We start from the raw sequence: 23,662 nt of genomic DNA, 5'->3' as shown, positions 1-23,662 counted from the left end.
TCGTGGGTGCTGCCCCATGAGGGTTAAGGTCTCCGCTCATGTCGTCACCTCTGCGGCGCCGAGCCCGTGCGGCGCTGGTCCGTCGGCTGGGGGCTTCACTGCGAAGCAACCCCGGCGGCCACTTCATCACCGGCCACCACAACCGCAACCACGTCGTGCCGCTCAGCTGGCCACTGGCCCTGCTCCTGGGCCGTCCCCCCTTCGGCGCCCACGCCAAGTTCCGCACCCCCCTGCCCGCCCCGGAGGTCTGCCCGAGGTCCTGGTCCAGGGAGGCCGACGTCCTTGAGGTCGTCGCGCGCCATCTGCCCGAAGTGCCGCGCTGGCTCGCGGACTTCGGCGCGACGTCGATGCACGAGTACAAGGTCGGTGCCTGCCTCTCCGACCTGGCCCCCTACGGACACCCGGTACCGCACGAACTCATGGTGCAGCTGGCCGAGTTCTTCGCCCGTCTCGCGTCCGTGCCGGTGTCCGAGCTGCCGCCGGTGCCCGCCGACGGGCCGGCGCCCGGCGACAGCACGGCCTTCCTGCGCTGGCGCGCCGACTGGACCGAGCGGCGGGTGCGGCGCGCCAACGAGGACCGCTTCGGCGGGCTCTTCGAGGCCCTCGGGGTTCCGGGGGACGCCCTGGAGACGTTCGGGCTGCGGATCCCCGTCCTGGCGGCACGCCCGTTCTGCCTGCTGCACTCCGACGTGCACCGGGCCAACGTGGTCGTCGACGGCGCGCGCATCACCGTCATCGACTGGGAGCTGGCGCTCCACGGCGACCCGCTGCACGACCTCGCCACCCACCTCGTACGCATGGAGTACGACGAGGGGGAGCGCGAGCGGATGGTGAAGCTCTGGTCGGAGGCGATGAACGGCGCGGGCCTCGGCGACATGACGGCGGGCCTCGACACCGACCTGCCCGTCCAGCTGGCCTTCGAGTACGCGCAGTCGGTCTTCCCCGACCTCATGCGGGCGGCGCTCACCCTGCCGCCGACGCCCGGGGACGCCGACTTCGCGGCCGCCGCGTGGCGCATGTGCCGGTCCGTGCGGCGGGCCGCGGAGCCCCTCGGCCTGGTGTCGGTGCCGGACGAGGAAGAGGCGACGGAGGCGCTGATCCGGTGGCACGGTTCAGACGACCGGGCCGCCCGGTGAGGGGGGCGGCCGCCAGACGGGGTCGGGGATCACGGGGGCCGCGGGCTTGACCTCGTCCAGGACGTCCCAGAGGTTCTGGAACCAGGCCATGTGGTAATTGGCCAGCTGGCGCGTCGACTTGGTGCGGGAGCGCACGTCCCAGCCCACGAACCGGGCGTCGCCGTGCTTGATGCCGAAGCCTTCCGCGTCGAGGATCTCGTGCGTCGTCCCGCCGCGTACGAACGAAACCTTCCTGATGCCGTACGTCCCGTAGATGGCCCGCTCCTCGTTGAGGATGTACAGCTTGGACTGGGGCCCGTGCGGTGACTCGCGCACCTCGCACTCGATGGCGATGCGGCGGTGGCGGCGGCTGATCTCGTCCAGGAGGGCGCGCAGGCCGTCCCAGTACTTGAGGGTGAAGTCCTCGCGCATGCGCTCGCGGTTCGCGGGCGAGTCGTCGAAGGTGCGCTTGCCGTCGGCCGTCGCGGGGGCCAGGGCGCCGGGCAGGTTCATCGGCGAGTTGAGGTGGACGACGATGATGTGCAGCGTGATCCGCTTCGGCCGCACGGATCCGTCGGCGACCTCGATGAGGCGGTCCCGTACGACGTCGTGCAGCGTCTGCATCGTGAAGCCGGAGAAGAAGACCCGCACGTGCCGGGCGTCGAACGCCTCCTTGGCGGGCTCGCCGAGGTCGCTCAGGGTGCCGAAGACGTCGACGCCCGCGACCTCCCGGTCCGTGGAGTCGCCGATCGCGTCGAAGAGGATGAGGGCGACGACCGCGGCGAACGAGCCGCCCAGGAACTCCCGGCCCCGCAGCGCGTCCCCCACGGGCCCGATGACCTCGGCGGCGGCGCCGACGACGGCGACGGTGGCCAGGAGCCCCTTGATGAGGCCGGACTTCAGGTCCGCGAGGCGGCTCCGCAGTTCTTCTAGCGCCGACCGTCCGTGGTTCCTCCCCGCGCGGCGTGTGGGCAACCCCGGCCTCCCCCGAGTAGTGGCGCACCATCATCGCGCCGTCAACTCCGGGGCACCAGAGGGCGGTTACCTCACAGCAGTCCGTCCGCGGCACGTTTCAGGGGCGCCAGGGACGTGCCCGCCCACGCGGCCCCCTTCCGCCGCATGTCCGCCGCTTCGACGGGGCTGCGCGCGTACCCGAGGAAGGGCACGCCGGCCCGGTCCGCCGCGTCGAGGTCGGTGAGCTGGTCGCCGATCAGGAGGCACGCGCCGGGATCGGCGCGGAGGTGGTCGAGGGCGCGGTACACGCAGTCGGGGTCGGGCTTCATGCGGAGCGGTTCGTGAGGGTCGCGGCCGAAGATCCGCTCGAAGAAGACGTCCAGGTGGTGGCGTTCGAGATAGGTGCCGATGGGGCCCTCGGCGTTGTTGCTGACGACCACGAGCCGCTTCCCGAGCCGCCGCAGCGTGGTCAGGAGAGCCTCGATGTGCGTGTCGAGGGGTGCGTCGGAAACCGCCGCGTACTCGTGCGCCGTCACGATGGCCTCGGCGCGGTCGAGTGTCTTCTGGTCCTCGTGGCCCGGCGTCGGGTCACGGAACATCTCGGTCCGCAGGAGCCGCAGGAGGCGGTGCGCGTTGTCGCACTCCCGTACGGCGGCGGGCAGTGGTTCGCCGGTTTCCTTCAGCAGTGCCTTGATCTCGTCGGCGATCGGCGGCGTGGCATAGCGCGCGAAGAACCGCGTGATCGGCCCGTCGAAGTCGAACAGGACCGCGCGGGCGTCCGCGAGGAGACCGGCCGGGGCGTGCGGGCCGGGGGAGCTGCCGGCGGGCCTGCGGGAAGTCATCTCAGCAAGTGTGGCCCACGGTCCGGCGTACGGCCACTTCCCGAAGTCACCGCCACGCGAGGGGCCTTCTCGCACTGGCGAGCGTGGGGTCGTCCCTGGGGGTGCCATTGAGCGGCACTTGAGCGGCCGACGGCACCGGGCTCAAGTGCGCACAAGTATCCTGCTCCACTCCTTACTCATCGGATCAGTCCCAGGCTGAAAGACGGACCATGACATCCGAACCGACTTCCTCGGCCCGGGAACGCGCCGCTCTGGTGAGTGGCGGCGAGCAAGCCCTCGTCGGCCCCCTCAAGGGGTACCACCACGAGACGTACGTCTTCCCGCTGCCGGCCGCGGATCCGAAGGACCCGGGCCGGTCCCGCTGGAAGTGCCGGGAGCCCCGCAGGGACCTGCTCTGGTTCGACCGGCGCTGCTTCGTCTCCGAGGAAGAGCTGGTACGCGCCCTGGCCGGGCACGTCACCCGGATCCCGGAGGTCATCGACGTCGGCGACATCGGCCTGCAGAAGTTCATCGAGGGCCGCACGCTCGGTTCGCGCCACGCGGTCGGCGACGTCGTCCCGGAACCGCTGATCGCGCAGATCGTGGAGCTGTTCGAGGAGCTGGCCGCGGTCGACCCCGAGAAGCTCTCCGTGCGGCGCCGCTGCGCGGCCGAGGGCCCCCTCGCCGAGCGCGACACCAAGGGGTTCCTGGAACGGCTGATCCGTTTCACCGAAGAGCAGGTCCACCGGGCGAACGCGGGGCGGTTCGGCGAGCTCTTCCGGGCGCTCGGGGTCGACGAGGGCTGCCTGCGCCGACTGAGCAGAAACGTCCCGGGCCTGACGCCGAGACCCTTCGGCCTCCTGCACGGCGATCTGCACCGGGAGAACTTCGTCGTCGACCCCGCAGGCCGCCTCTGGACCATCGACTGGGAACTGGCCATGGTGGGGGACCCGCTGTACGACCTGGCGACCCACCTGTATCTGATGCGCTACCGCCCGGAGCAGGAGCGGGACCTGGCGCGGCGGTGGTGCGAGGCCGTGGAACAGGCCAGGCCGGGCAGCTCCGCCGGATGGGAGGACGACCTCCCCGTCCTCCTCGACTACAAGCGGGCGCAGTCGGTGTTCACCGACGTCATCCGCGCCGCCCTCACCCTCGACACCCGGCCGGGCCTCTCCTGGTGGCCCCTGATCCACGCGGGCCGCAAGGTCCACGGGGTCCTCAGCCGGGCCCGTACCGCCCTGGACCTGGCGGACGTGCCGAGTCAGTGGCAGGTCATGGAGGCGTTGCGGGGGTGGGCCCGCCGGGACGCGGGCGCGGACCGGGAGAGCCGCGCGGCACCTGTGTAGCGCGGGCCCGCCGGTGGGAGTCCGCAGCGCACCTCACGCGTACCGGGCCAGCCCCCCGCGCAGTCGCGCAAAAGCGTCGTCCGCCGCCGCGCTCGCGTCCCCGGCCACCTCCTCCACGCTCTCGCCCCCCGCCACGCGCCGCCAGTTCTCCTCGGCCAGGACGCGCTGGACGGCCACGATCTGGGCGGCGGCCAGGCGGGCTTCGAGGGGGGTGCCGCCGTGGGCCTGCGACAGGGCGGCGGCCAGGGCCTGTTCGGAGCGGTCCTGGTAGCCGTGGAGGCGGGCGACCAGGGACGGGGTGCCGTAGAGGAGACGGTGGAAGGCCAGGACGCCGGGGTGGTCGTTGAGGCCGGTCACCGGGTCGCGGTGGTCGAGGCCGGTCAGGAAGTTCCGGCGCAGCGCGTCGAGCGCGGTGTCGTCGGCGGGGCGGGCGGTGACCACGCGGGCCGCCTCGTCCTCGTGGTCGGCGAAGCGGTGGAGTACCAGGTCCTCCTTCGACGCGAAGTAGCGGAAGAGGGTCGGCTTGGAGATCTCGGCGGCCTCCGCCACCTCCGCCACCGACACCTTCTCGAACCCCTTCGCCAGGAAGAGGGCGATCGCGGTCTCGGAGATCGCCTCGTACCGGCGCTGCTTCTTGCGGGCGCGCAGGCCCCCGGCCTCCGGACGCGGGTGGCTGCTCGTGCTGGCGCTGCTCATGGGGGAAGTGTAGCCGATGGGTGATACTAGGTTACGAATTTAACTCGGTTACATTACTCTGGCCGCATGACGACGCCCTCCGACGCCCTCGCCCAGGAACGCAGCTACCACGACACCTGCCGCGCCGCCCTGACCGGCATGGTCGAAGGCGCCGAGGAACTGGTCACCGGCGGAGCGGACGTCTCCGCGTCCGGAGCCGACGCCGAAGTGCTCGGCTACCAGTTCCGCAGCCACGCGAAGGCCCTGCGCGAGCTCCCCGAAGCCCCCCTCTTCTTCGGCCGCCTCGACTTCGCCGCCGACGGCACCGAGGGCGACCGGGCCGGCGAACACCGCGGCCAGCGCTACCACATCGGGCGGCTGCGCATCACCGAGCACCCCTCGGCCCCGCCCCTCGTCGTCGACTGGCGCGCCCCCGTCTCCCGCGCCTTCTACCAGGCGGGCACCCGCGACCCGCAGGGCGTCGCCGTCCGCCGCCGGTTCGGCTGGGCGCCCGGCAGCAAGGGCGATTCCGCCGACCTCACCGGCATGGAGGACGAACCCCTGGGCGAGGGCGTGGGAGAGGGAGAGGGGGAGCGGGACGCGGGCGGGCCGGTGGGCGGGATTCTCGCCGGGGAGATCGAGCGGCCCCGCGTCGGCCCCATGCGCGACATCGCCGCCACCATCCAGCCCGAGCAGGACGACCTCGTACGCGGTGAACTCGCCGCGTCCGTCTGCGTGCAGGGCGCCCCCGGCACCGGCAAGACCGCCGTCGGCCTGCATCGCGCCGCCTACCTCCTCTACACCCACCCCCGGCGCGTGCAGCGCTCCGGCCTCCTGATCCTCGGGCCCAACCGCACCTTCCTGCGCTACATCGCCGAGGTCCTGCCCTCCCTCGGCGAGACCGGCGTGCGGCAGTCCACCGTCCAGGACGAGATCGCGCGGCACCCGGTGCGCGCCGTCGACGACGAGGCGGCCGCCGTCGTCAAGCACGACGCCCGGATGGCCGACGTGCTGCGCCGCGCGCTGTACGCGCGGGTCGCGCCGCCCGCCGACTCCCTCGCCGTGCCCGACGGTTCGTACCGCTGGCGCGTGCCGCTCGGTGAACTGGAGCGGATCATCGAGGACGTACGGGGCGAGGAACCGCCGTACGCCGTCGGGCGCGAGCGGGTGCGCAGCCGGGCCGTCCGGGCGGTCCAGGTGCGGGCCGAGCGGCGGGCGGGGCCGCGGAACAACACCTGGCTGATGAAGATCGCCCGGTCCCGGCCCGTCGGCGCCTTCGTCGACGCCGCCTGGCCGAGGGTCCGGGCGGACGAGGTGCTCGCGGAGCTGCTCGCCGACGCGGACGCGCTCGCCGCCGCGGCCGACGGGGTCCTCGACGGCGCCGAGCAGCGGGCCGTGCTGTGGGCCCGGCCGCCGCGCTCCTGGAAGTCGGCCAAGTGGAGCGCCGCCGATCTCGTGCTCCTCGACGAGGTGGAGGGGCTCCTGGAACGCCCCGCGGGATACGGCCACATCGTCGTCGACGAGGCGCAGGACCTCTCGCCCATGGAGTGCCGGGCCATCGCCCGCCGCGCGGGCTTCGGCTCACTCACCGTCCTCGGCGACCTGGCGCAGGCCACCACCCCCTGGGCCGCCAGGAGTTGGCCGGAGCTCCTCGCCCACCTCGGCAAACCGGATGCCGCGGTCACTCCGCTGACCACCGGCTTCCGGGTCCCGCGGGCCATCGTCGGGCTCGCCAACGAGCTGCTCGGACGGCTCGACGTGGACGTACCGCCCGCCCGGTCGCTGCGCGCCGACGGGGAGTTGAGGGTCACGGAGACCGACGACGTGACCGCCGCGGCTGTCGACGCGGTGCGGGACGGGCTCGGGCGGGAGGGCTCGATCGGGGTCATCGCGGCGGACCGGGACGTCGAGGGGGTGCGCGCGGCCCTGGCGGCCGCCGGCGTCGAGGCCGCGGGCCCCGACCGGCTCGGCGCCCGGGTGACCCTGCTGCCCGCCTCGGTCGCCAAGGGCCTGGAGTACGACCACGTCGTCGCCGTCGAGCCCGCGTCGATCGCGGAGGCGGAACGGCGCGGGCTGCACCGGCTGTACGTGGTGCTGACCCGCGCCGTCTCCCGCCTGGACGTGCTGCACGCCAGGCCGCTGCCGTGGCGGCCGTAGGCTCAGCGCTCCAGCACCGCCTCCATCACCGCCTTCGCGATCGGCGCCCCCAGCTTGCCGCCCGCGATCTCCGAGCGCGCGATGTCCATGGCGGAGGGGTCGACGAAGACGGCGACCGCGACCGGCGATTCGCCGTCGTCTCCGCCGGGGGCCCTGGCGTAGGAGACGAACCACGCGTACGGGCGCTCGTCGTCGACGTTCGCGCCGTGCTGGGCCGTGCCGGTCTTGCCGCCGACCGTCACGCCGTCGATGCGCGCCTTGTTCGCGGTGCCGTTCTCGACGGTGTTCTCCATCATCTCCTGCACGGTCTTCGCGGTCTTCTCGGAGACGGCCCGGCCGAGCTCGTGCGGTTCGCCCTTCTCGACCGTCGAGAGGTCCGGGCCGCGCAACTCCTCGACCAGGTACGGCTTCATGACCTTGCCGTCGTTGGCGAGTCCCGCGGTGACCATCGCCATCTGCAGCGGGGTACTGGTCACGCTCCCCTGTCCCATGCCGGTCAGCGCGGTCTGCGGCTTGTCGAGCTTCTCCGGATAGCTGCCGGCGACGGCGCGTACGGGAAGGAACTGCTCGTCGTTGAACCCGAACTTCTCCGCCGTCTCGCGCATCCGGTCCTTGCCGACCTTCAGCGCGATGTCGAGGAAGACGTTGTTGCAGGACCACTGCATGCCGGTCTTCATCGACACCTTGTCGCAGTTCGCGGCGGGCACGTCGTTGCCGATGCGGGTGGAGCTGAGGGGCAGCTTGTACGGGGTCTCGGCGCCGGTCGGCTTGTCGATGTCCGTCACCACGCCGTGCTCCAGGGCGGCCGCCGCGGTGAGGATCTTGAAGGTGGAGCCCGGCGGGTAGGTCTCGCGCAGCGCGCGGTTGCTCAGCGGCTTGTCCTCGCGCTCGGCGAGCCGCTCGAAGACCCGCCCCTCCTCCTGCGAGATGCCCGCGAAGGCCGACGGGTCGTACGAGGGGGTGCTGGCCAGCGCGAGCACCTTGCCGGAGCGGGGGTCGAGGGCGACCACCGCCCCCTTGGCGTCGAGGTTCACCAGGCCCTGGTAGGCGGCCTTCTGGGCCTCCGGATCGATGGTCGTGACGACGTCGCCGCCCTGCTGCTTCTTGCCGGTCAGCATGTCCAGGGTGCGCTTGATGAAGAGCCGGTCGTCGTTGCCGCTGAGGATGCCGTTGTGGACGCCCTCCAGGAAGGTGCCGCCCTGGGCCTGCGAGAAGTAGCCCGTCACCGGCGCGTACATCGGGCCCTCCTTGAAGACCCGCTTGTACTTGAAGTCCGAGCCCGCGGTCTCCTTCGAGCCGGTGATCGGCTTGCCCCCGACGATGATGTCGCCGCGGGGGTGGGAGAAGGCCTCGATCTGCACGCGCCGGTTGTGCTTGTCGTTCGACAACTCGTCGTTCTGCGCGAACTGCACCCATGTCGCCCGCAGGAGCAGGGCGAGCGTGAGGATGCCGCAGAAGACGGCTATGTGACGCAACGGACGGTTCATGGGTGGCGCCCCCCGGTGCCGGCGAACGAACGGTGCGGACAACCATCCTGGCCACTTTCGCCCGGGGGCGGGCGAGAACAGGGGATCCGGCGCCTCGGCGCCGCCTTCGGGAGGCGTCAGCAGACCGTCAGCTTTCCCGAAGCGGCCGGGAGCAGAGTCCTCGCATGACCACCACCACTGTCACCGCTACCGCTACCGTCACCGCTCCCGTTTCCGCCACCGCTCCCGCCACCCCGGCAGCCACAGCCGACTCCCCCCTCCTGCAACCCACCCGCCTCGGCGACCTCACCCTCCCCAACCGGCTCGTCATGGCGCCGATGACCCGCAACCGCGCCTCCGCCGACGGCGTCCCGGAGCCCGTCATGGCCACGTACTACGCCCAGCGCGCCACCGCCGGGCTGATCGTCGCCGAGGCGTCCACGCCCAACGCGGTCGGGCAGACGTACGCCAACATCACCGCGATCCACGACGAGGCCCACGTCGCGGGCTGGCGGCGGGTGACCGACGCGGTGCGCGACGCGGGCGGGCGGATGTTCCTGCAACTGCAGCACGGCGGCCGGGTCGGGCACCCCGAGAACAGCGGACTGACGCCGCTCGCGCCGTCGCCCGTGCCGCTCCCGGGCACCATCCACACGCCCAGCGGCCCCCAACCGGCCGTCGTACCAAGAGAGATGACCCTCGACGACATCGACACCACGGTCGCCGACTTCGCGGCCGCCGCCGGCCGCGCCGTCGACGCGGGGTTCGCCGGGGTCGAGGTGCACGCGGCCAACGGCTACCTGCTGCAGCAGTTCCTCGCCCGCAACACCAACCACCGCACCGACGCCTACGGCGGCCCCGTCGCGCACCGCGTCCGCTTCGTGGCGGAGGTCGTGCGCGCCGTCGCCGACGCGATCGGCGCCGAACGCGTCGGCGTGCGCATCGCCCCCGGCATCACCGTCAACGGCATCGAGGAGGGCGACACCGAGGACATCTACCCGGCGCTGCTCGACGCCCTCGAGGGCGTCGGCGCACTCGCCTACCTCCACGTCGTCTTCGCCGACCCCGACAGCGCCCTCTTCCGGCGGATCCGCGCGAGCTGGCCGGGCACGCTCGTCGCCAACCCGGTCCTCGGCTGGGGCGGCCCGCTGCCCGCCGACGGCGGCCGGCGCGCCGGGGAGCGGCTGCTCGCCGCCGGGGCGGACCTGATCTCCCTGGGCCGCGCGTTCCTCGCCAACCCCGACCTGGTCGAGCGGATGCGCCTCGGCGCCCCGCTCAACCCCCTCAAGGACAAGGGCCTGATGTACGTGGGCGGGGCGGCCGGCTACACCGACTACCCCACCCTGCCCCCGCTCAGCGGCGGCCGAGCAGCTCGGTGATCCGGGTCGATCCGTCGGCGCCGTGGCCCTCGTCGATCACGCGGCGGGCCAGGCGCTCGGCGGCGCGCATGACGCCCGCGTCGATGCCGTGGAGCTCGGAGGCGTGGATGACGTGGGCCATGGTCGAGGCCGCCGACGTGATCGGGTTGAGCTCGCCCGAGAACGTGCCGTCGTCGACGTCCCCCGCGAACTCCTCGAAGAGCTCCGGCAGGATCGCGCCGATGCCGGCCGCGAAGGGCGCCAGCTCGCGCGCGGTGATGCCCTCGGCCTTCGCCAGGGCCATCGCGTGCAGATAGCCGGTCATCGCGGTCCAGAAGATGTCGAGCAGCGCCACGTCGTACGCCGCCGCCCGGCCGATCTCCTCGCCGAGGTGGGTGTGGGTGCCGCCCAGCGCTTCGAGGACGGGGCGGTGCTCCTCGTAGAGCGCGGCCTCCCCGCTGTGGATGAACACTGCGTGCGGGGTGCCGATGGTCGTGGCCGGTGTCATGATCGCGCCGTCCAGCCAGCGGATGCCGTGCTCGGCGGCCCGGCTCGCGGCGGATCTGGCGCGGTCGGGGGTGTCGGCGCTGAGGTTCACCACCGTGCGGCCCTTGAGCGTACGGGTGACGTCGGGGCGGTGCAGCACGGCGTCGGACGCGTCGTAGTTGACGACGCAGACCACGGTCAACGGGCTCGCGGCGACGGCCTCCTCGGCCGTGGCGGCGCCGACCGCGCCCAGCTCGGCCAGCTCCCCGTCCCGTCCGGGCGTCCGGTTCCACACGGTGGTCCGTACCCCGGCGGCGAGGAAGGCGCGGGCCAGGGCCCGGCCCATCGGCCCGAGGCCGATGACGGTGACGGCGGGGGCGGTGGCGGGGGCCGTGGCGGCAGACTGTTCGGTGTGCAGAGACATGGTTGATCGACTCCCGTAAGAAGTGAAGAAGAATGAGGGGGCGTAGAGGTGAGCAGGACGAGGGGGCGGAGAACATGACGCGCGGGCGTGCGCACGACCCGACCGTGTGCGGGGTGACCGCCGCGATCGCCGTGATCGACGGCAAGTGGAAGACCGGGCTGCTGTGGACCCTCGAAAGCGGCCCGCGCCGTCCCGGCGAGATCCGCCGCCTGCTTGCCGGGCTGACGGAGAAGGTGCTGACGCAGGCGCTGCGCGAGATGGAGGAGGACGGCCTCGTGCACCGGGAGGTGCACGATGTGCGGCCGTTGAAGACCGTCTACTCCCTTACGGAGTACGGCCGTGACCTCGCCGAGGCGCTGGCCCCGCTGTCGGACTGGGGGCACCGGCGCCTGGACAGGATGACGGCTGCGGAACAGACCGATTCCCGTACGCGGCAAGCATCTTGACGGACCGTCATCCGGCACCTCCTCCGTAGTTCTCGGTAGCCGCACGGCCTGCCCGCGCGCTTCCCCCTCAGCTTCGCCGCTCGCTCACCGCCCGCCAAGTACCCACTTAAAAGTGGCTATCCGCGCGGTCCGGGGACGGCCGGGAGCTCCACCACGTCGGCGACGACACAGCTCACGTTGTCGGGGCCGCCCAGCGCGTTGGCCAGCCCGACGAGTTCCCGTACGGCCCGCTCGGGGTCGGCGGTCGTGCCGAGGACCCGCCGGACCTCCTCGTCCGGGACGACCGTGGACAGCCCGTCGGAGCAGAGCAGATAGCGGTCGCCGGGCCGGGCGTCGTGCAGCCGTACGTCGGGGGTGGCGTCGCCGCCGTGGGTGAGGGCGCGCAGCAGCAGCGACCGCTGCGGGTGGGAGGACGCCTCCTCCGGCGTGATGCGGCCCTCGTCGAGCAGGGACTGCACCAGCGTGTGGTCGTGGGTGATCCGGAAGAACTCGCCGTCGCGCAGGAGACAGGCCCGGGAGTCGCCGATGTGGACGAGGGCGAGCCGCGAGCCGGTCCAGAGCATGGCGGTGAGCGTCGTACCGGCCTCGTCGGCCGGTTCGGTCCCGGAGGCCGTGGCGCCGTGCACGGCCCGGCCCGCCTGCTCGACCGCTTCCTCGAGGAGGTTGAGGAGGCTGGCCGCGGGGACGTCCCCCGACTCCAGGGCCTCCAGGTTCTCCAGGCGTTTGAAGGTGTCGACGGCGGCGGCGCTCGCGGGGGCGCCCGTGCGGCCGAAGCCGTCGGCGACGGCGAGCAGCCGGGAACCGGCGTACGCGGTGTCCTGGTTGCTCTCCCGTACGCGTCCGGTGTCGGAGAGGGCGGCGTAGCGGATGCCCAGGGGCTGGGTGGTCGGGGACATGGCGGGGTCCTTCCGTGACAGGTGGTCGACGAGGAAGGCGGCCAGGTCACGCCGGGCTGCGACGTCGGCCTCGACCTGCGCCCAGTACGCCCGTACTTCCCGGGCGGCCGCACTCGTGGCCCCTTCCGCACCGGTGCCCGCACCCGTCTCCGCGTCGAGCGCGCAGACGTGCCGGATGCGGGCGAGCGGCATGCCGAGGCGGCGCAGCCAGGCGACGAGCCGGGCCTGCTCCAGCTGGTCCGGCGCGTAGAAGCGGTAGCCGGTCACCGGATCGACGCGGGCCGGGGGCAGCAGGCCGAGTTCGTCGTAGAGGCGCAGTGCCTTCGGCGAAAGCCGGGACGCCTTCGCGAACGCCCCGATGGTCAGCAGGCCCATGCCCGTCCCTCCCTCGTGCCGGGCACGTCGCCCGGCACGACCGATGCTGCGGCTTCCCCCGAGGTGAAGGTCAACCACGTCCTACGAGAGTGTCCGCTTCCCGCGGAGGGGTCCGCGCGGCTACTTCTCGCGCGGCTGGACGAAGCGCAGCATGTTCCCCGCCGGGTCGCGGAACGCGCAGTCGCGCACGCCGTACGGCTGGTCCACCGGCTCCTGGAGGACCTCGCCGCCCGCGGCGCGGATCCGCTCGAACGTGGCGTCGCAGTCGCCGGTCCGGAAGTTGACGCCCCGGAGCATGCCCTTGGCCATCAGCTCGGCCGCCGCCCGCCGGTCGGCGGCGGGGGCGTTCGGATCGGCGAGCGGCGGTTCCAGGACGACCTCCACGCCCGGCTGCCCGGGCAGCGCCACGGTCACCCAGCGCATGCCCTCGAAACCTACGTCGTTGCGCACCTCGAAGCCGAGCACGTCACGGTAGAAGGCGAGGGCCTTGTCGTGGTCGTCGACGGCGATGAAGCACTGTGCGAGTTCGATGTCCATGCCCACCACGCTAGGCACTGGGTCCGGTCTTCGCTTCCCCGTTCCTGACCGGGCGGGTGCGGAGCTTGGCGACGCAGGCGGGGACGGCGGCGCCGTCGGCGTGGTCGCGGGCCCGGTAGGCGCTCGGGCTCTCGCCGACGAGCTCGGTGAAGCGCGAGCTGAACGAACCCAGCGACGTACAGCCCACCTCGAAGCAGACCTCGGTGACGCTGAGGTCGCCGCGGCGCAGCAGCGCCTTCGCGCGCTCGATCCGCCGGGTCATGAGATAGCTGTACGGGGTCTCGCCGTAGGCGGCGCGGAAGCTGCGGGAGAAGTGGCCCGCCGACATGAGGGCGCCGCGCGCCAGGGCGGGGACGTCCAGGGGCTGCGCGTAGTCACGGTCCATCCGGTCGCGGGCCTGGCGCAGCCGGACGAGGTCGGGGAGGGAGACACGGGACACGGGGACCACGGTACCGAGGCGGGCGGCGCGGCGCCCGGGGTGCCGGTCCCCCGGCGCCGCCGCGACCGCGGCCGGATCACACACCGACGTACTTCGCGAGGTGCTCGGCGGTGCGGGTGGAGCGGGCGGCGACGAGGTCGGCGGGCGTGCCCTCGAAGACGACCTTCCCGCCGTCGTGCCCCGCGCCGGGACCGAGGTCGATGATCCAGTCGGCGTGGGCCATGACCGCCTGGTGGTGCTCGACGACGACGACCGACTTGCCCGAGTCGACGAGCCGGTCGAGGAGGCCGAGCAGCTGCTCGACGTCGGCGAGGTGGAGGCCGGTGGTCGGCTCGTCGAGGACGTAGACGCCGCCCTTGTCGGCCATGTGGGTGGCCAGCTTGAGCCGCTGCCGCTCGCCGCCGGAGAGCGTGGTGAGCGGCTGGCCGAGGCTGAGGTAGCCGAGCCCGACGTCCGCGAGGCGCCGCAGGATGCGGTGGGCCGCGGGGGTCCGCGCCTCGCCGTCGCCGAAGAACGCCTCGGCCTCGTCCACCGACATCGCGAGGACCTCGCTGATGTCGCGGCCGCCGAGCCGGTACTCCAGGACCGACGCCTGATACCGCCTGCCCTCGCACTCCTCGCACGGGGTGGCCACGCCGGCCATCATCGCCAGGTCGGAGTAGAGGACACCGGCGCCGTTGCAGGTCGGGCAGGCGCCCTCGGAGTTGGCGCTGAACAGCGCGGGCTGCACGCCGTTGGCCTTCGCGAACGCCTTGCGGACCGGGTCGAGCAGCCCGGTGTACGTCGCCGGATTGCTCCGCCGGGAGCCGCGGATCGGGGTCTGGTCGACGGTCACCACGTCCGCGTCGGCGGGCATCGACCCGTGCACGAGCGAACTCTTGCCGGATCCGGCGACGCCGGTGACGACGGTGAGCACGCCGAGCGGGATGTCGACGTCGACGCCGCGCAGGTTGTGCGTGTCCGCGCCGCGGATCTCCAGTGCGCCGGTGGGCTCGCGCACCGTCTCCTTCAGCGCGGCCCGGTCGTCGAAGTGGCGTCCCGTGACGGTGCCGGAGGCCCGCAGGCCCTCGACGGTGCCCTCGAAGCAGACCGTGCCGCCCGCCGTGCCCGCGCCGGGGCCGAGGTCGACGACGTGGTCGGCGACCGAGATCGTCTCCGGCTTGTGCTCCACGACGAGCACGGTGTTGCCCTTGTCCCGCAGGCGCAGCAGCAGGTCGTTCATCCGCTGGATGTCGTGGGGGTGCAGGCCGACGGTGGGCTCGTCGAAGACGTACGTGACGTCGGTGAGCGAGGAGCCGAGGTGGCGGATCATCTTGACGCGCTGCGCCTCGCCGCCCGAGAGCGTGCCCGCGGGGCGGTCGAGCGCGAGGTAGCCGAGGCCGATCTCCACGAACGAGTCGAGGGTCTGCCGCAACGCGGTGAGCAGCGGTGCCACCGACGGCTCGGTGAGGCCGCGCACCCACTCGGCCAGGTCCCGGATCTCCATCGCGCAGAGGTCGGCGATGCTCTTGCGGCCGATCTTCGAGGAGCGGGCGCCCTCGCTGAGCCGGGTCCCGTCGCACTCGGGGCAGACGGTGAAGGTGACGGCGCGCTCGACGAAGGCGCGGACGTGCGGCTGCAGCGACTCCTTGTCCTTGGCGAGGAACGACTTCTGGATCTTGGGGATGAGCCCTTCGTAGGTGAGGTTCACGCCGTTGACCTTCACCTTGACCGGCTCGCCGTAGAGGAAGTCGCGCAGCTCCTTCTTGGTGTACTCGCGGATCGGCTTGGCCGGGTCGACGAAGCCGGACTGGGCGTAGACCTGCACGGTCCACTGGCTGTCGGACTTCCAGCCGGGGATGGTGAACGCGCCCTCGGAGAGCGACTTGGAGTCGTCGTAGAGCTGGGTGAGGTCGATGTCGGAGACCGTGCCGCGCCCCTCGCAGCGCACGCACATGCCGCCGGTGCGCTGGTAGGTGGCCTTCTGCGCCTTCGTCCTGCCGCCGCGCTCGACGGTGATCGCGCCGCTGGCCCGGACCGAGGCGGTGTTGAAGGAGTACGCGCTGGGCGGGCCGATGTGCGGCTCGGCCAGCCTGCTGAAGAGGATGCGCAGCATGGCGTGGGCGTCGGTGGCGGTGCCGACCGTGGAGCGCGGGTCGCCGCCCATCCGCTGCTGGCCGACGGTGATCGCGGTGGTCAGCCCGTCGAGCACGTCGACCTCGGGCCGCGCCTGCGTGGGCATGAACCCCTGGACGAACGCGCTGTACGTCTCGTTGATCAGCCGCTGCGACTCCGCGGCGATCGTGTCGAACACCAGCGAGCTCTTGCCCGACCCGGACACCCCGGTGAACACCGTCAGGCGCCGCTTGGGGATCTCGATGCTGACGTCCTTGAGGTTGTTCTCGCGGGCGCCGTGCACGCGGATCAGGTCGTGCCGGTCGGCGGCGTGCGCGCCGTCCGCCTGCGATGGTGTCTGTCCGGCCTCGCTCATCGCGCTCTCCGTCCCTCGGGCCTCGGACCGGCCCGCGGTCCACCTCGGTCACGCTAGCGGCGGGGCGGGGCGGATGCTTCTCGATTCCTGATCGGTCCACAGTGGCGTGGCGCACTTTTGCAAGCAGGCGCTTGCAAAAGTTAGCAAGGGTGCTGCACCATCGACGCATGGCATCGCTCAACGTCGGCAATCTCGGTGAGTACCTGCGCGAACAGCGGCGCACCGCGCAGCTGTCGCTGCGGCAGCTCGCCGACGCCGCCGGGGTGTCCAATCCGTATCTGAGCCAGATCGAGCGCGGGCTGCGCAAGCCGAGCGCCGAGGTCCTGCAGCAGGTCGCCAAGGCCCTGCGGATCTCCGCCGAGACGCTGTACGTGCGGGCCGGGATCCTCGACGAGAAGGAGCGGGACGAGCTGGAGACGCGCGCCGTCATCCTCGCCGACCCCTCCATCAACGAGCGCCAGAAGCAGGTGCTGCTGCAGATCTACGAGTCGTTCCGCAAGGAGAACGGCTTCGAGACCTCGTCGTACGCGGAACAGGACGCCGCCGGTGACGCCGGTGACGGGGAAGAGCCCCGAGCCGCCGACGGCACGTGATGCCCACCAGAAGCACACCCTCAAGTGACAAGCTGACGCGAATCCGGGAGGACCATCGTCATGGCCATCACCGATGACCTGCGCAAGACCCTCAAGAACCCCACGCCCGCGTACTTCGTCGCCGGGTCCGCGGACCTCGCGTTCCAGCAGGCGAAGAAGGTGCCCGGCCTGGTCGAGCAGCTGATCGCCGAGGCGCCGTCCCGTATCGACGCGGTGCGCAACACCGACCCCAAGGCCGTGCAGGACAAGGCCGCCGCCCGCGCCAAGGAGGCGCAGGAGGCCCTCCAGGCGAAGGTCACCGAGGTCCTCGGCACGTTCGACGCCGACCTGAAGAAGCTCGGCGAGACCGCACAGGACCTCGCGCTGCGCAGCGTCGGCGTGGCCGCCGAGCTCGCGGTCAAGGCGCGCGAGCGGTACGACGAGGTCGCCGAGCACGGCGAGCAGGCCGTGAAGTCCTGGCGCGGCGAGGCCGCCGAGGAGATCCTCGACCTGGCCGAGACGGTCGAGCCGGACGCGGAGCCGCAGGCCCCGGAGACCGGGGACGCCGTCGCCCCCAGGATCGGTCAGCAGTCGACCGCGCCGGCCGGGCCGCAGACCGTGGCCGCGGCCCCGGCTCCGGCGAAGAAGCCCGTCGCGAAGAAGACCACGACGCGCAAGACGGCGGCGAAGAAGACCACGCCGCCCGCCAAGTAGTCATCCGTCGTGTGTGAGGGGCGGGCACTCCCGGGGTGCCCGCCCCGTTGACGGGGTAGCGGGTACCGTGGCCGCGTAATCGAAGAGCCGAGACTGGTGGTGGACGTTGTGCTGATGCAAGGGTTCGCGAACTTCATGTGGCTGCTGTCGCTGGCCCTGATCGTCTTCAGCGGATTCGCGCTCATCGACGCCGCCGTCCGGCGCGAGGACGCCTATCGCGCGGCGGACAAGAAGACCAAGCCGTTCTGGCTGATCATTCTCGGCATCGCCTTCGTGGTGAACCTGCTCTTCCCGATCCTGTCGTTCCTGCCGATCATCGGGCTCGTCGCCACCATCGTGTACATGGTCGACGTGCGCCCCGCGATCCAGCAGATCACCGGCGGCGGCCGGGGCGGCCGCCGCGGCGGCTCCAGCAGCGACGGCCCGTACGGTCCCTACAACGGCGGCCGCTAGCCGGTAGCGCGTCCGGCCCGGAGGCGGTGGCTCACCGTCCGCCGGGCGACCGGTCCAGGAGCAGTACCGCCACGTCGTCCGTCAGGTCCCCGCCGTTGAGGTCGCGCACCTCGTTCACGGCGGCTTCGAGCAGCTCGTCGCCCCGCAGCCCCTCGGCGATCTGGCGGCGGACCATGTCCACCATGCCGTCCTGCCCCAGCCGCTGGTTCCCCTGGCCGATGCGGCCCTCGATCAGGCCGTCCGTGTAGAGCATCAGGCTCCACGCGCCGCCCAGCTCCACCTGGCGGCGCGGCCAGCGGGCCCGCGGCAGGAGGCCGAGCGCCGGGCCGCCGTCCTCGTACGGAAGCAGCTCGGCGAGGCGGCCCTCGCGCGCGATCAGCGGCGCCGGGTGCCCGGCGAGGCACAGCCCGGCCCGGCGGCCGTCGGGCGCGATGTCGACCGTGCAGAGCGTCGCGAAGATCTCGTCGTCCGGGCGCTCGTGCTCCAGGACCTTCTGCAGCGTGGACAGCAGCTCGTCGCCGCACAGGCCCGCGAAGGTCAGCGCGCGCCAGGCGATCCGCAGCTCCACGCCGAGCGCGGCCTCGTCGGGGCCGTGGCCGCAGACGTCGCCGATCATGACGTGCACGGACCCGTCGGGGGTGCGCACGGTGTCGTAGAAGTCGCCGCCGAGCAGCGCGCGGGAGCGGCCGGGCCGGTAGCGGGCGGCGAACCGCAGCGGGGAGCCGTCCAGGAGCGGCGTGGGCAGCAGGCCGCGCTCGAGGCGGGCGTTCTCCTGCGCGTGCAGCCGCGACTCGGTCAGCTGGCGCTGTGCGACATCGGCGCGCTTGCGCTCCACCGCGTACCGGATGGTGCGGCTCAGCAGCCGCCCGTCCAGCTCGTCCCGGAAGAGGTAGTCCTGGGCGCCGACCCGTACCGCCTCCGCGCCGCGCTCGGAGTCGTCGTCCCCGGTGAGCGCGAGGACGGCGTGCCGGGGCGCGAGGCGCAGCACGTGCTGGAGGGCGACGAACTCGTCCTCGTCTCCCTCCGCGGCGCCGGGCGCGGGCAGGGCGAGGTCGAGCAGGATGCAGTGCACGTCGTCCGTGAGCAGCCGCTCGGCCTCGGTGAGGTTGCGGGCGGTGCGGACGCGGATGGGCTTGCCCGCGGAGTCGAGGAGTTCGGGGACGCTCAGGGATCCCGCCGGGTCGTCCTCGATCACCAGCAGGGTGAGGCCGGAGCCGTTGCTGTTGCCGGTGCCCTGGTCGGCCGTGGGGCGGTCGGGGGCGGGTGTCGCCGGGTCGTGGGCGGCCGCCGTGTCGTACGGGGGCGCCGGATGAGCCTGACCGCCTTCCGCGGCCGGGATCGCTCTCTGCCGCGGTATGGGTACGGGCATCGCTTGGTTTCCTTCCCTCCCCCCGAGGGCGTGGTGCCGCGCAGGTCGACGCAGCACCGACGGGGACCATAGCGGTAGCCGCGCCTCCATTGGAATGCCGCGCGGCAAACGGCCACCGTCATATGCCGCATCCAGGAACGCACTTGGGCACGGCGGGCTCCCGCAAGGGATGACGAACATCACGCCGTGCGGGTTGAGCGGGGAGGGGCGGGGTGGAGTGGGTCACATGCGGGCGGCGTCCGCGGGCGGACGGGTGCGCCGGCCCGTACGTGGGGGCGCCGGTGCCACCTGGCCGACGCCGCCCGGCCGCTACCTGTCCGGCATACGACTAACCGTCCGGGCGTACGGCTACTTGTCCGGGCGTACGACCCCGAGGATCTGCATCGAGCCCGCACCCGTGATCGTCACGTTCCGGCCCGGCCGGGGTGCGTGCACGATCGCGCCGTCGCCCAGGTACATCCCGACGTGGCTCGCGTCCGAGTGGTAGATGATCAGGTCGCCGGGGCGCATGTTCTTCACGTCCACGTGCGGCAGCTGCTTCCACTGTTCCTGCGACGTCCGCGGAATGCCGCGGCCCGCGGCCGACCAGGCCTTCGAGGTGAGCCCCGAGCAGTCGTACGACCCCGGGCCCTCGGCGCCCCACACGTACGGCTTGCCGATCTGCGCGGTGGCGAACTCGATGGCCTTCCTGCCCTGGGGCGACGCCTTGCCGTCGATGTCCTTCAGGACGCCCGAACTCACCCACGCGGACTGCTTCTTGAGGGCGGCGGCCTCCTCCAGCTTGCGCAGCCGGTCCCGCTCCTTCTTCTCCAGCGTCGACTCGATCTTCTCGGCGGCCGCGATCTTCTTCTTGATCTTCTTCTTCGACGCGGCCTTCGCCTTGCGGTTGGCTTCCAGCTTCTTCCAGCGGGCGGTGGCGTCCTTGGCGTAGACCCGCAGGTCGTCCTGGGTCCGCTCCAGCTCGGTCAGCATGCCCTTGGTGGCCTTCTCGCCCTGCCGCATGCGTCCGGCGCCGTCCAGGAACTGGCGCGGGTCCTCGCTGAGCATCAACTGGGCCTCGTCCGGCATGCCGCCGCCGCGGTACTGAGCGCGGGCCGCGGCGCCCGCGCGGGCCTGCAGCGTCTTGAGCTTCGCCTGGCCGTCGGCGATGTCCTTGGCCAGCTTCACGATCTGCTCGGACTGCTTGTCGGCCTTCTCCTCGGCGGCGTTGTACGCGTCCGTGGCCACGCCCGCGTCGTGGTAGAGATCGTCGATCTCCTTGCGGACCTGCTCAAGTGACGTGTCGGTACGGGGAGTCGGGTCGGCCGGTGACTTCGCCGGACGCGCGAAGGCCGTTCCCGGTGCGGCCAGCACCGTCGCCGCGCAGATCAGCGCCACGGCCGTCGCCGTCGAGTATCTCTTGCCAGTCACGCCCCGACACCCCCAAAGCTGATTTACCGTCAGTAACATTCGGTTCGCCACCGGGATGGTGCCACGTCGGAGCCCGTTAGGACAGAGCCCGGCGGTCACTTGAATCCCACTGTCCGCCCCATGTGACGAACGACACGCGGAGATCGTTCCCCGCTGGTCACGAGGGGGCGCGAGGGCGGGACGAGGGCGCGGGAGCGCGAAGTGGGGTGGTGTGCGGGGCGGGTGGCGGGGAGTCAGGGGCGGGGTGTGGCTGAGCTCGGGGCGGCTGTGCGGGTCGGCTCGGGGGCGCTGTGCGGTTGGCTCAGGGTCGCTGTGCGGGTCGGCTCAGGGCCGCTGTGCGGGTCGGCTCAGGGGCGGGCCGGCGCCAACGCCTCCCACCGCACCGTGACTTCGCCCTGCCGCCACCGCGTCACCCCGTCGCTCACCGGCCAGTCGGCGGTCAGATCCCGGACCGCCCTGATCCACCGCTGCCGGGCCCCGTACGAGGCGTACGGCGCCGCCGCCGCCCAGGCCCGGTCGAAGTCCCGCAGGAACGCGTGCACCGGCTCGCCCGGTACGTTCCGGTGGATCAGCGCCTTCGGCAGCCGCTCGGCGAGGTCGGAGGGCTGCTCCAGGGAGCCGAGCCGCGTCGCGAACGTCACCGTGCGCGGCCCCTCGGGCCCGAGCGCGACCCAGACGTGGCGGCGCCCGATCTCGTCGCAGGTCCCCTCGACGAGCAGCCCGCCGGGGGAGAGGCGGGCGCGCAGCCGCTCCCAGACGTCGGCGACCTGCTCCTCGTCGTACTGGCGCAGGACGTTCGCGGCCCGGATCAGGATGGGGGACGCGCCCGGCAGCGGCACCTCGAAGCCGCCGTGCCGGAAGGAGAGGCCCTCGCGCGCGTACGGGGCGGCCGCCGCGACCCGCGCCGGGTCGATCTCGATGCCGACCACGCGCGCGTGGGGCGCGACGGTGCGCAACCTGAGGAGGAGCTCGACCGCGGTCCAGGGGGAGGCGCCGTAGCCGAGGTCGACGGCGACGGGGTCCGGGGAGCGGCGCAGCGCGGCGCCGTGCGTGGCGGCGATCCAGCGGTCCATGCGGCGCAGCCGGTTCGGGTTCGTGGTCCCGCGCGTCACCGTTCCCACGGGGCGGGAAGGGGTGCGTGGGGCCATGGGAGAAGGGTATGCGGGGGCGACGGTCGAGGACCCCGCGTAACGCTTTGGCAAAAAGGGGCCGGGCGGAAATGGAGCAGCGACGTCCGGTGTTCTCCCTGCGGAGGACCGTACGCCCTCCGTGTTGTCATGCCCGTACGCAAGGAGGACCGCCACGTGAGCCAGTACGTGTCCAGGCTCGGGCGTCGCTCCCCGGCGGCACCCTCCAGGCTCCGCATTCCCGGCGCCCACCGGCGTCCACGCCGCGTGGCCATGCTCAGCGTGCACACCTCACCCCTGCACCAGCCGGGCACCGGCGACGCGGGCGGCATGAACGTCTACATCGTCGAGCTCGCCAAGCGCCTCGCCGCGATCAACGTCGAGGTCGAGATCTTCACGCGCGCCACCACCGGCGGACTCCCGCCCGCCGTCGAGATGGCGCCCGGCGTCCTCGTACGGCACGTCGACGCGGGACCCTACGAAGGCCTCGCCAAGGAAGAGCTGCCGGCCCAGCTCTGCGCCTTCACCCACGGCGTGATGCAGGCCTGGGCGGGCCACCGCCCCGGCTACTACGACCTGGTCCACTCCCACTACTGGCTCTCGGGCCACGTCGGCTGGCTCGCCGCCGAGCGCTGGGGCGTCCCCCTCGTCCACGCCATGCACACCATGGCGAAGGTCAAGAACGCGGCGCTCGCCGCGGGCGACACCCCCGAGCCCGCCGCCCGCGTCATCGGCGAGACGCAGATAGTCCGCGCCGCCGACCGCCTCATCGCCAACACCGCCGAAGAGGCCGACGAGCTCGTACGGCACTACGAGGCCGAGCCCGGAAAGGTGGCCGTCGTCCACCCCGGCGTGAACCTCGACCGGTTCCGCCCCGCCGACGGCCGCGCCGCCGCCCGGCACCGCCTGGGCCTGCCCCAGAACGCCCTCGTGCCGCTCTTCGCGGGCCGCATCCAGCCCCTCAAGGCCCCGGACCTGCTGCTCCGCGCGGTCGCCGTGCTCCTGGACGAGCGGCCCGCGCTGCGCTCGAACATCGTCGTCCCCATCGTCGGCGGCCCGAGCGGCAGCGGTCTCGCGAAGCCCGAAGGGCTCCAGAAGCTGGCCGCGAAGCTGGGCATCGCGGACGTCGTCCGCTTCCAGCCGCCGGTCGGGCAGGAGCAGTTGGCGGACTGGTTCAGGGCGGCCTCGGTCCTGGTCATGCCGTCCTACAGCGAGTCCTTCGGCCTCGTCGCCATCGAGGCGCAGGCCGCGGGCACGCCGGTCCTCGCGGCCGCGGTGGGCGGTCTGCCCGTCGCCGTGCGCGACGGCGAGACCGGCTTCCTGATCTCCGGCCACGAACCGGCCCACTACGCGCGCGTGCTGCGCGATTTCGCCGACCGCCCGCACCTCGTGGACCGGATGGGGGAGGCGGCGGCCCGGCACGCGCAGTCCTTCGGCTGGGACACGGCGGCGAACGCCACGGCGGACGTCTACACCGCAGCCATGCACGACTTCCGGCGTCACGTACGCTCGCACCATGGCTGAGCAGGCAGACACCGCGACGATCATCGAGCGGACCCTGGACGACGCCGAGCTCGAGTGGGAGGCGCCGGAGCCCGGCTCGTACGTGGTGAAGCTGCCGGGCACGCGGAAGCTCTCGACCACGCTCTCGTTGCGGGTCGGCAAGCACTCCCTCTCCCTGAACGCGTTCGTGATCCGGCACCCCGACGAGAACCACGAAGCGGTGCATCGCTGGCTCCTCGAGCGCAACCTGCGCCTCTACGGCGTCAGTTACGCGATCGACTCGCTCGGCGACATCTACCTCGCCGGCAAGCTGCCGCTCTCCGCGGTCACCCCCGCCGAACTGGACCGCCTCCTCGGGGCGGTCCTCTCCGCCTCGGACGACTCCTTCAACACGCTCCTGGAGCTCGGGTTCGCTTCGGCGATCCGCAAGGAGTACGAGTGGCGGGTTTCCCGGGGGGAGTCGACGCGGAACCTGGATGCGTTCACGCATCTGACTGGGAGGAGGGTGGGGGCGGGGGAGTAATTGGGGGGCATTGTCCGCGCCTTCGT

22 protein-coding genes are annotated in these 23,662 nt (G+C 72.4%); 10 read left to right on the top strand and 12 right to left on the bottom strand.

Annotated features, from left to right (window positions below; all coding sequences use genetic code 11):
* Positions 1–38: 38 nt before the first annotated feature.
* The gene (locus ACZ69I_RS08425) at positions 39–1,136 is read left to right on the top strand and encodes a phosphotransferase family protein (protein ID WP_470831019.1); all 1,098 of its coding nucleotides are present in this window, start codon (positions 39–41) and stop codon (positions 1,134–1,136) included.
* On the opposite strand, the gene ACZ69I_RS08420 is transcribed toward ACZ69I_RS08425, so the two are convergent.
* A complete protein-coding gene (locus ACZ69I_RS08420; protein WP_470831018.1) occupies positions 1,113–2,090 on the bottom strand; it encodes a hypothetical protein in 978 nt (325 codons plus the stop codon). The genes ACZ69I_RS08425 and ACZ69I_RS08420 overlap by 24 nt on opposite strands.
* A gap of 71 nt (positions 2,091–2,161) precedes the next feature.
* A complete protein-coding gene (locus ACZ69I_RS08415) occupies positions 2,162–2,911 on the bottom strand; it encodes an HAD family hydrolase (RefSeq protein ID WP_470831017.1) in 750 nt (249 codons plus the stop codon).
* Between the two features lie 209 nt (positions 2,912–3,120).
* Between ACZ69I_RS08415 and ACZ69I_RS08410 the strand changes: the two genes are divergently transcribed.
* The gene (locus ACZ69I_RS08410; protein ID WP_470831016.1) at positions 3,121–4,236 is read left to right on the top strand and encodes a phosphotransferase; all 1,116 of its coding nucleotides are present in this window, start codon (positions 3,121–3,123) and stop codon (positions 4,234–4,236) included.
* 33 nt (positions 4,237–4,269) lie between these two features.
* Here ACZ69I_RS08410 and ACZ69I_RS08405 read toward each other — a convergent pair whose 3' ends face one another.
* Positions 4,270–4,932, bottom strand: a complete 663-nt coding sequence (locus tag ACZ69I_RS08405) for a TetR/AcrR family transcriptional regulator (protein WP_470831015.1) — start codon at positions 4,930–4,932, stop codon at positions 4,270–4,272.
* A gap of 66 nt (positions 4,933–4,998) precedes the next feature.
* On the opposite strand from ACZ69I_RS08405, the gene ACZ69I_RS08400 reads away from it, so the two are divergent.
* Positions 4,999–7,068 carry a HelD family protein gene (locus ACZ69I_RS08400; RefSeq protein ID WP_470831014.1) on the top strand — a complete coding sequence of 690 codons (2,070 nt, stop codon included), beginning with the start codon at positions 4,999–5,001 and terminating at the stop codon, positions 7,066–7,068.
* Positions 7,069–7,070: 2 nt separating this feature from the next.
* Here ACZ69I_RS08400 and ACZ69I_RS08395 read toward each other — a convergent pair whose 3' ends face one another.
* Positions 7,071–8,555 carry a peptidoglycan D,D-transpeptidase FtsI family protein gene (locus ACZ69I_RS08395; protein WP_470831013.1) on the bottom strand — a complete coding sequence of 495 codons (1,485 nt, stop codon included), beginning with the start codon at positions 8,553–8,555 and terminating at the stop codon, positions 7,071–7,073.
* 164 nt (positions 8,556–8,719) lie between these two features.
* On the opposite strand from ACZ69I_RS08395, the gene ACZ69I_RS08390 reads away from it, so the two are divergent.
* Positions 8,720–9,913 carry an alkene reductase gene (locus tag ACZ69I_RS08390; protein ID WP_470831012.1) on the top strand — a complete coding sequence of 398 codons (1,194 nt, stop codon included), beginning with the start codon at positions 8,720–8,722 and terminating at the stop codon, positions 9,911–9,913.
* Here the strand turns inward: ACZ69I_RS08390 and ACZ69I_RS08385 are convergent.
* Positions 9,888–10,802 carry an NAD(P)-dependent oxidoreductase gene (locus ACZ69I_RS08385; protein WP_470831011.1) on the bottom strand — a complete coding sequence of 305 codons (915 nt, stop codon included), beginning with the start codon at positions 10,800–10,802 and terminating at the stop codon, positions 9,888–9,890. The genes ACZ69I_RS08390 and ACZ69I_RS08385 overlap by 26 nt on opposite strands.
* Positions 10,803–10,876: 74 nt before the next feature.
* Between ACZ69I_RS08385 and ACZ69I_RS08380 the strand changes: the two genes are divergently transcribed.
* Positions 10,877–11,248 (top strand): winged helix-turn-helix transcriptional regulator, encoded by a 372-nt coding sequence (locus ACZ69I_RS08380; RefSeq protein ID WP_470831080.1) that lies wholly within the window; start codon positions 10,877–10,879, stop codon positions 11,246–11,248.
* A gap of 116 nt (positions 11,249–11,364) precedes the next feature.
* On the opposite strand, the gene ACZ69I_RS08375 is transcribed toward ACZ69I_RS08380, so the two are convergent.
* The 4 genes from ACZ69I_RS08375 to ACZ69I_RS08360 form a co-directional block, all read right to left on the bottom strand.
* Positions 11,365–12,519 (bottom strand): MerR family transcriptional regulator, encoded by a 1,155-nt coding sequence (locus ACZ69I_RS08375; RefSeq protein WP_470831010.1) that lies wholly within the window; start codon positions 12,517–12,519, stop codon positions 11,365–11,367.
* A 120-nt stretch (positions 12,520–12,639) separates the two neighbouring features.
* Positions 12,640–13,056: a VOC family protein gene (locus ACZ69I_RS08370; protein ID WP_470831009.1), complete on the bottom strand. Its 417-nt coding sequence runs from the start codon at positions 13,054–13,056 to the stop codon at positions 12,640–12,642.
* 10 nt (positions 13,057–13,066) lie between these two features.
* Complete coding sequence (locus ACZ69I_RS08365) at positions 13,067–13,441, bottom strand: helix-turn-helix transcriptional regulator (protein WP_470831079.1); 375 nt, start codon at positions 13,439–13,441, stop codon at positions 13,067–13,069.
* A 130-nt stretch (positions 13,442–13,571) separates the two neighbouring features.
* On the bottom strand, positions 13,572–15,965 hold the full coding sequence (locus tag ACZ69I_RS08360) for an ATP-binding cassette domain-containing protein (protein WP_470831008.1): 2,394 nt from the start codon (positions 15,963–15,965) through the stop codon (positions 13,572–13,574).
* Between the two features lie 167 nt (positions 15,966–16,132).
* Between ACZ69I_RS08360 and ACZ69I_RS08355 the strand changes: the two genes are divergently transcribed.
* The 3 genes from ACZ69I_RS08355 to ACZ69I_RS08345 all read left to right on the top strand — a co-directional run bounded on the left by ACZ69I_RS08355 (position 16,133) and on the right by ACZ69I_RS08345 (position 17,704).
* Complete coding sequence (locus ACZ69I_RS08355) at positions 16,133–16,558, top strand: helix-turn-helix domain-containing protein (RefSeq protein ID WP_467672873.1); 426 nt, start codon at positions 16,133–16,135, stop codon at positions 16,556–16,558.
* A 60-nt stretch (positions 16,559–16,618) separates the two neighbouring features.
* Positions 16,619–17,251, top strand: a complete 633-nt coding sequence (locus ACZ69I_RS08350; protein WP_470831007.1) for a hypothetical protein — start codon at positions 16,619–16,621, stop codon at positions 17,249–17,251.
* Between the two features lie 114 nt (positions 17,252–17,365).
* The gene (locus tag ACZ69I_RS08345) at positions 17,366–17,704 is read left to right on the top strand and encodes a DUF2516 family protein (RefSeq protein WP_361721631.1); all 339 of its coding nucleotides are present in this window, start codon (positions 17,366–17,368) and stop codon (positions 17,702–17,704) included.
* A 31-nt stretch (positions 17,705–17,735) separates the two neighbouring features.
* On the opposite strand, the gene ACZ69I_RS08340 is transcribed toward ACZ69I_RS08345, so the two are convergent.
* From ACZ69I_RS08340 to ACZ69I_RS08330, 3 genes are all read right to left on the bottom strand, one after another.
* Complete coding sequence (locus ACZ69I_RS08340) at positions 17,736–19,073, bottom strand: PP2C family protein-serine/threonine phosphatase (protein ID WP_470831006.1); 1,338 nt, start codon at positions 19,071–19,073, stop codon at positions 17,736–17,738.
* A 348-nt stretch (positions 19,074–19,421) separates the two neighbouring features.
* The gene (locus ACZ69I_RS08335; protein WP_470831005.1) at positions 19,422–20,522 is read right to left on the bottom strand and encodes a C40 family peptidase; all 1,101 of its coding nucleotides are present in this window, start codon (positions 20,520–20,522) and stop codon (positions 19,422–19,424) included.
* A gap of 308 nt (positions 20,523–20,830) precedes the next feature.
* The gene (locus ACZ69I_RS08330; RefSeq protein WP_470831004.1) at positions 20,831–21,631 is read right to left on the bottom strand and encodes a class I SAM-dependent methyltransferase; all 801 of its coding nucleotides are present in this window, start codon (positions 21,629–21,631) and stop codon (positions 20,831–20,833) included.
* A gap of 156 nt (positions 21,632–21,787) precedes the next feature.
* Between ACZ69I_RS08330 and mshA the strand changes: the two genes are divergently transcribed.
* Positions 21,788–23,134 carry a D-inositol-3-phosphate glycosyltransferase gene (gene mshA / locus ACZ69I_RS08325; RefSeq protein WP_470831078.1) on the top strand — a complete coding sequence of 449 codons (1,347 nt, stop codon included), beginning with the start codon at positions 21,788–21,790 and terminating at the stop codon, positions 23,132–23,134.
* Complete coding sequence (locus ACZ69I_RS08320) at positions 23,127–23,636, top strand: type III secretion system chaperone family protein (RefSeq protein WP_470831003.1); 510 nt, start codon at positions 23,127–23,129, stop codon at positions 23,634–23,636. Before mshA ends, ACZ69I_RS08320 begins: the two co-directional genes overlap by 8 nt.
* Positions 23,637–23,662: the final 26 nt, after the last annotated feature.

Source organism: Streptomyces sp. NPDC036815 (assembly GCF_055609205.1).
The sequence above is the reverse complement of the archived record's forward strand: the minus strand, read 5'-3'. Positions and strand labels throughout refer to the sequence as shown.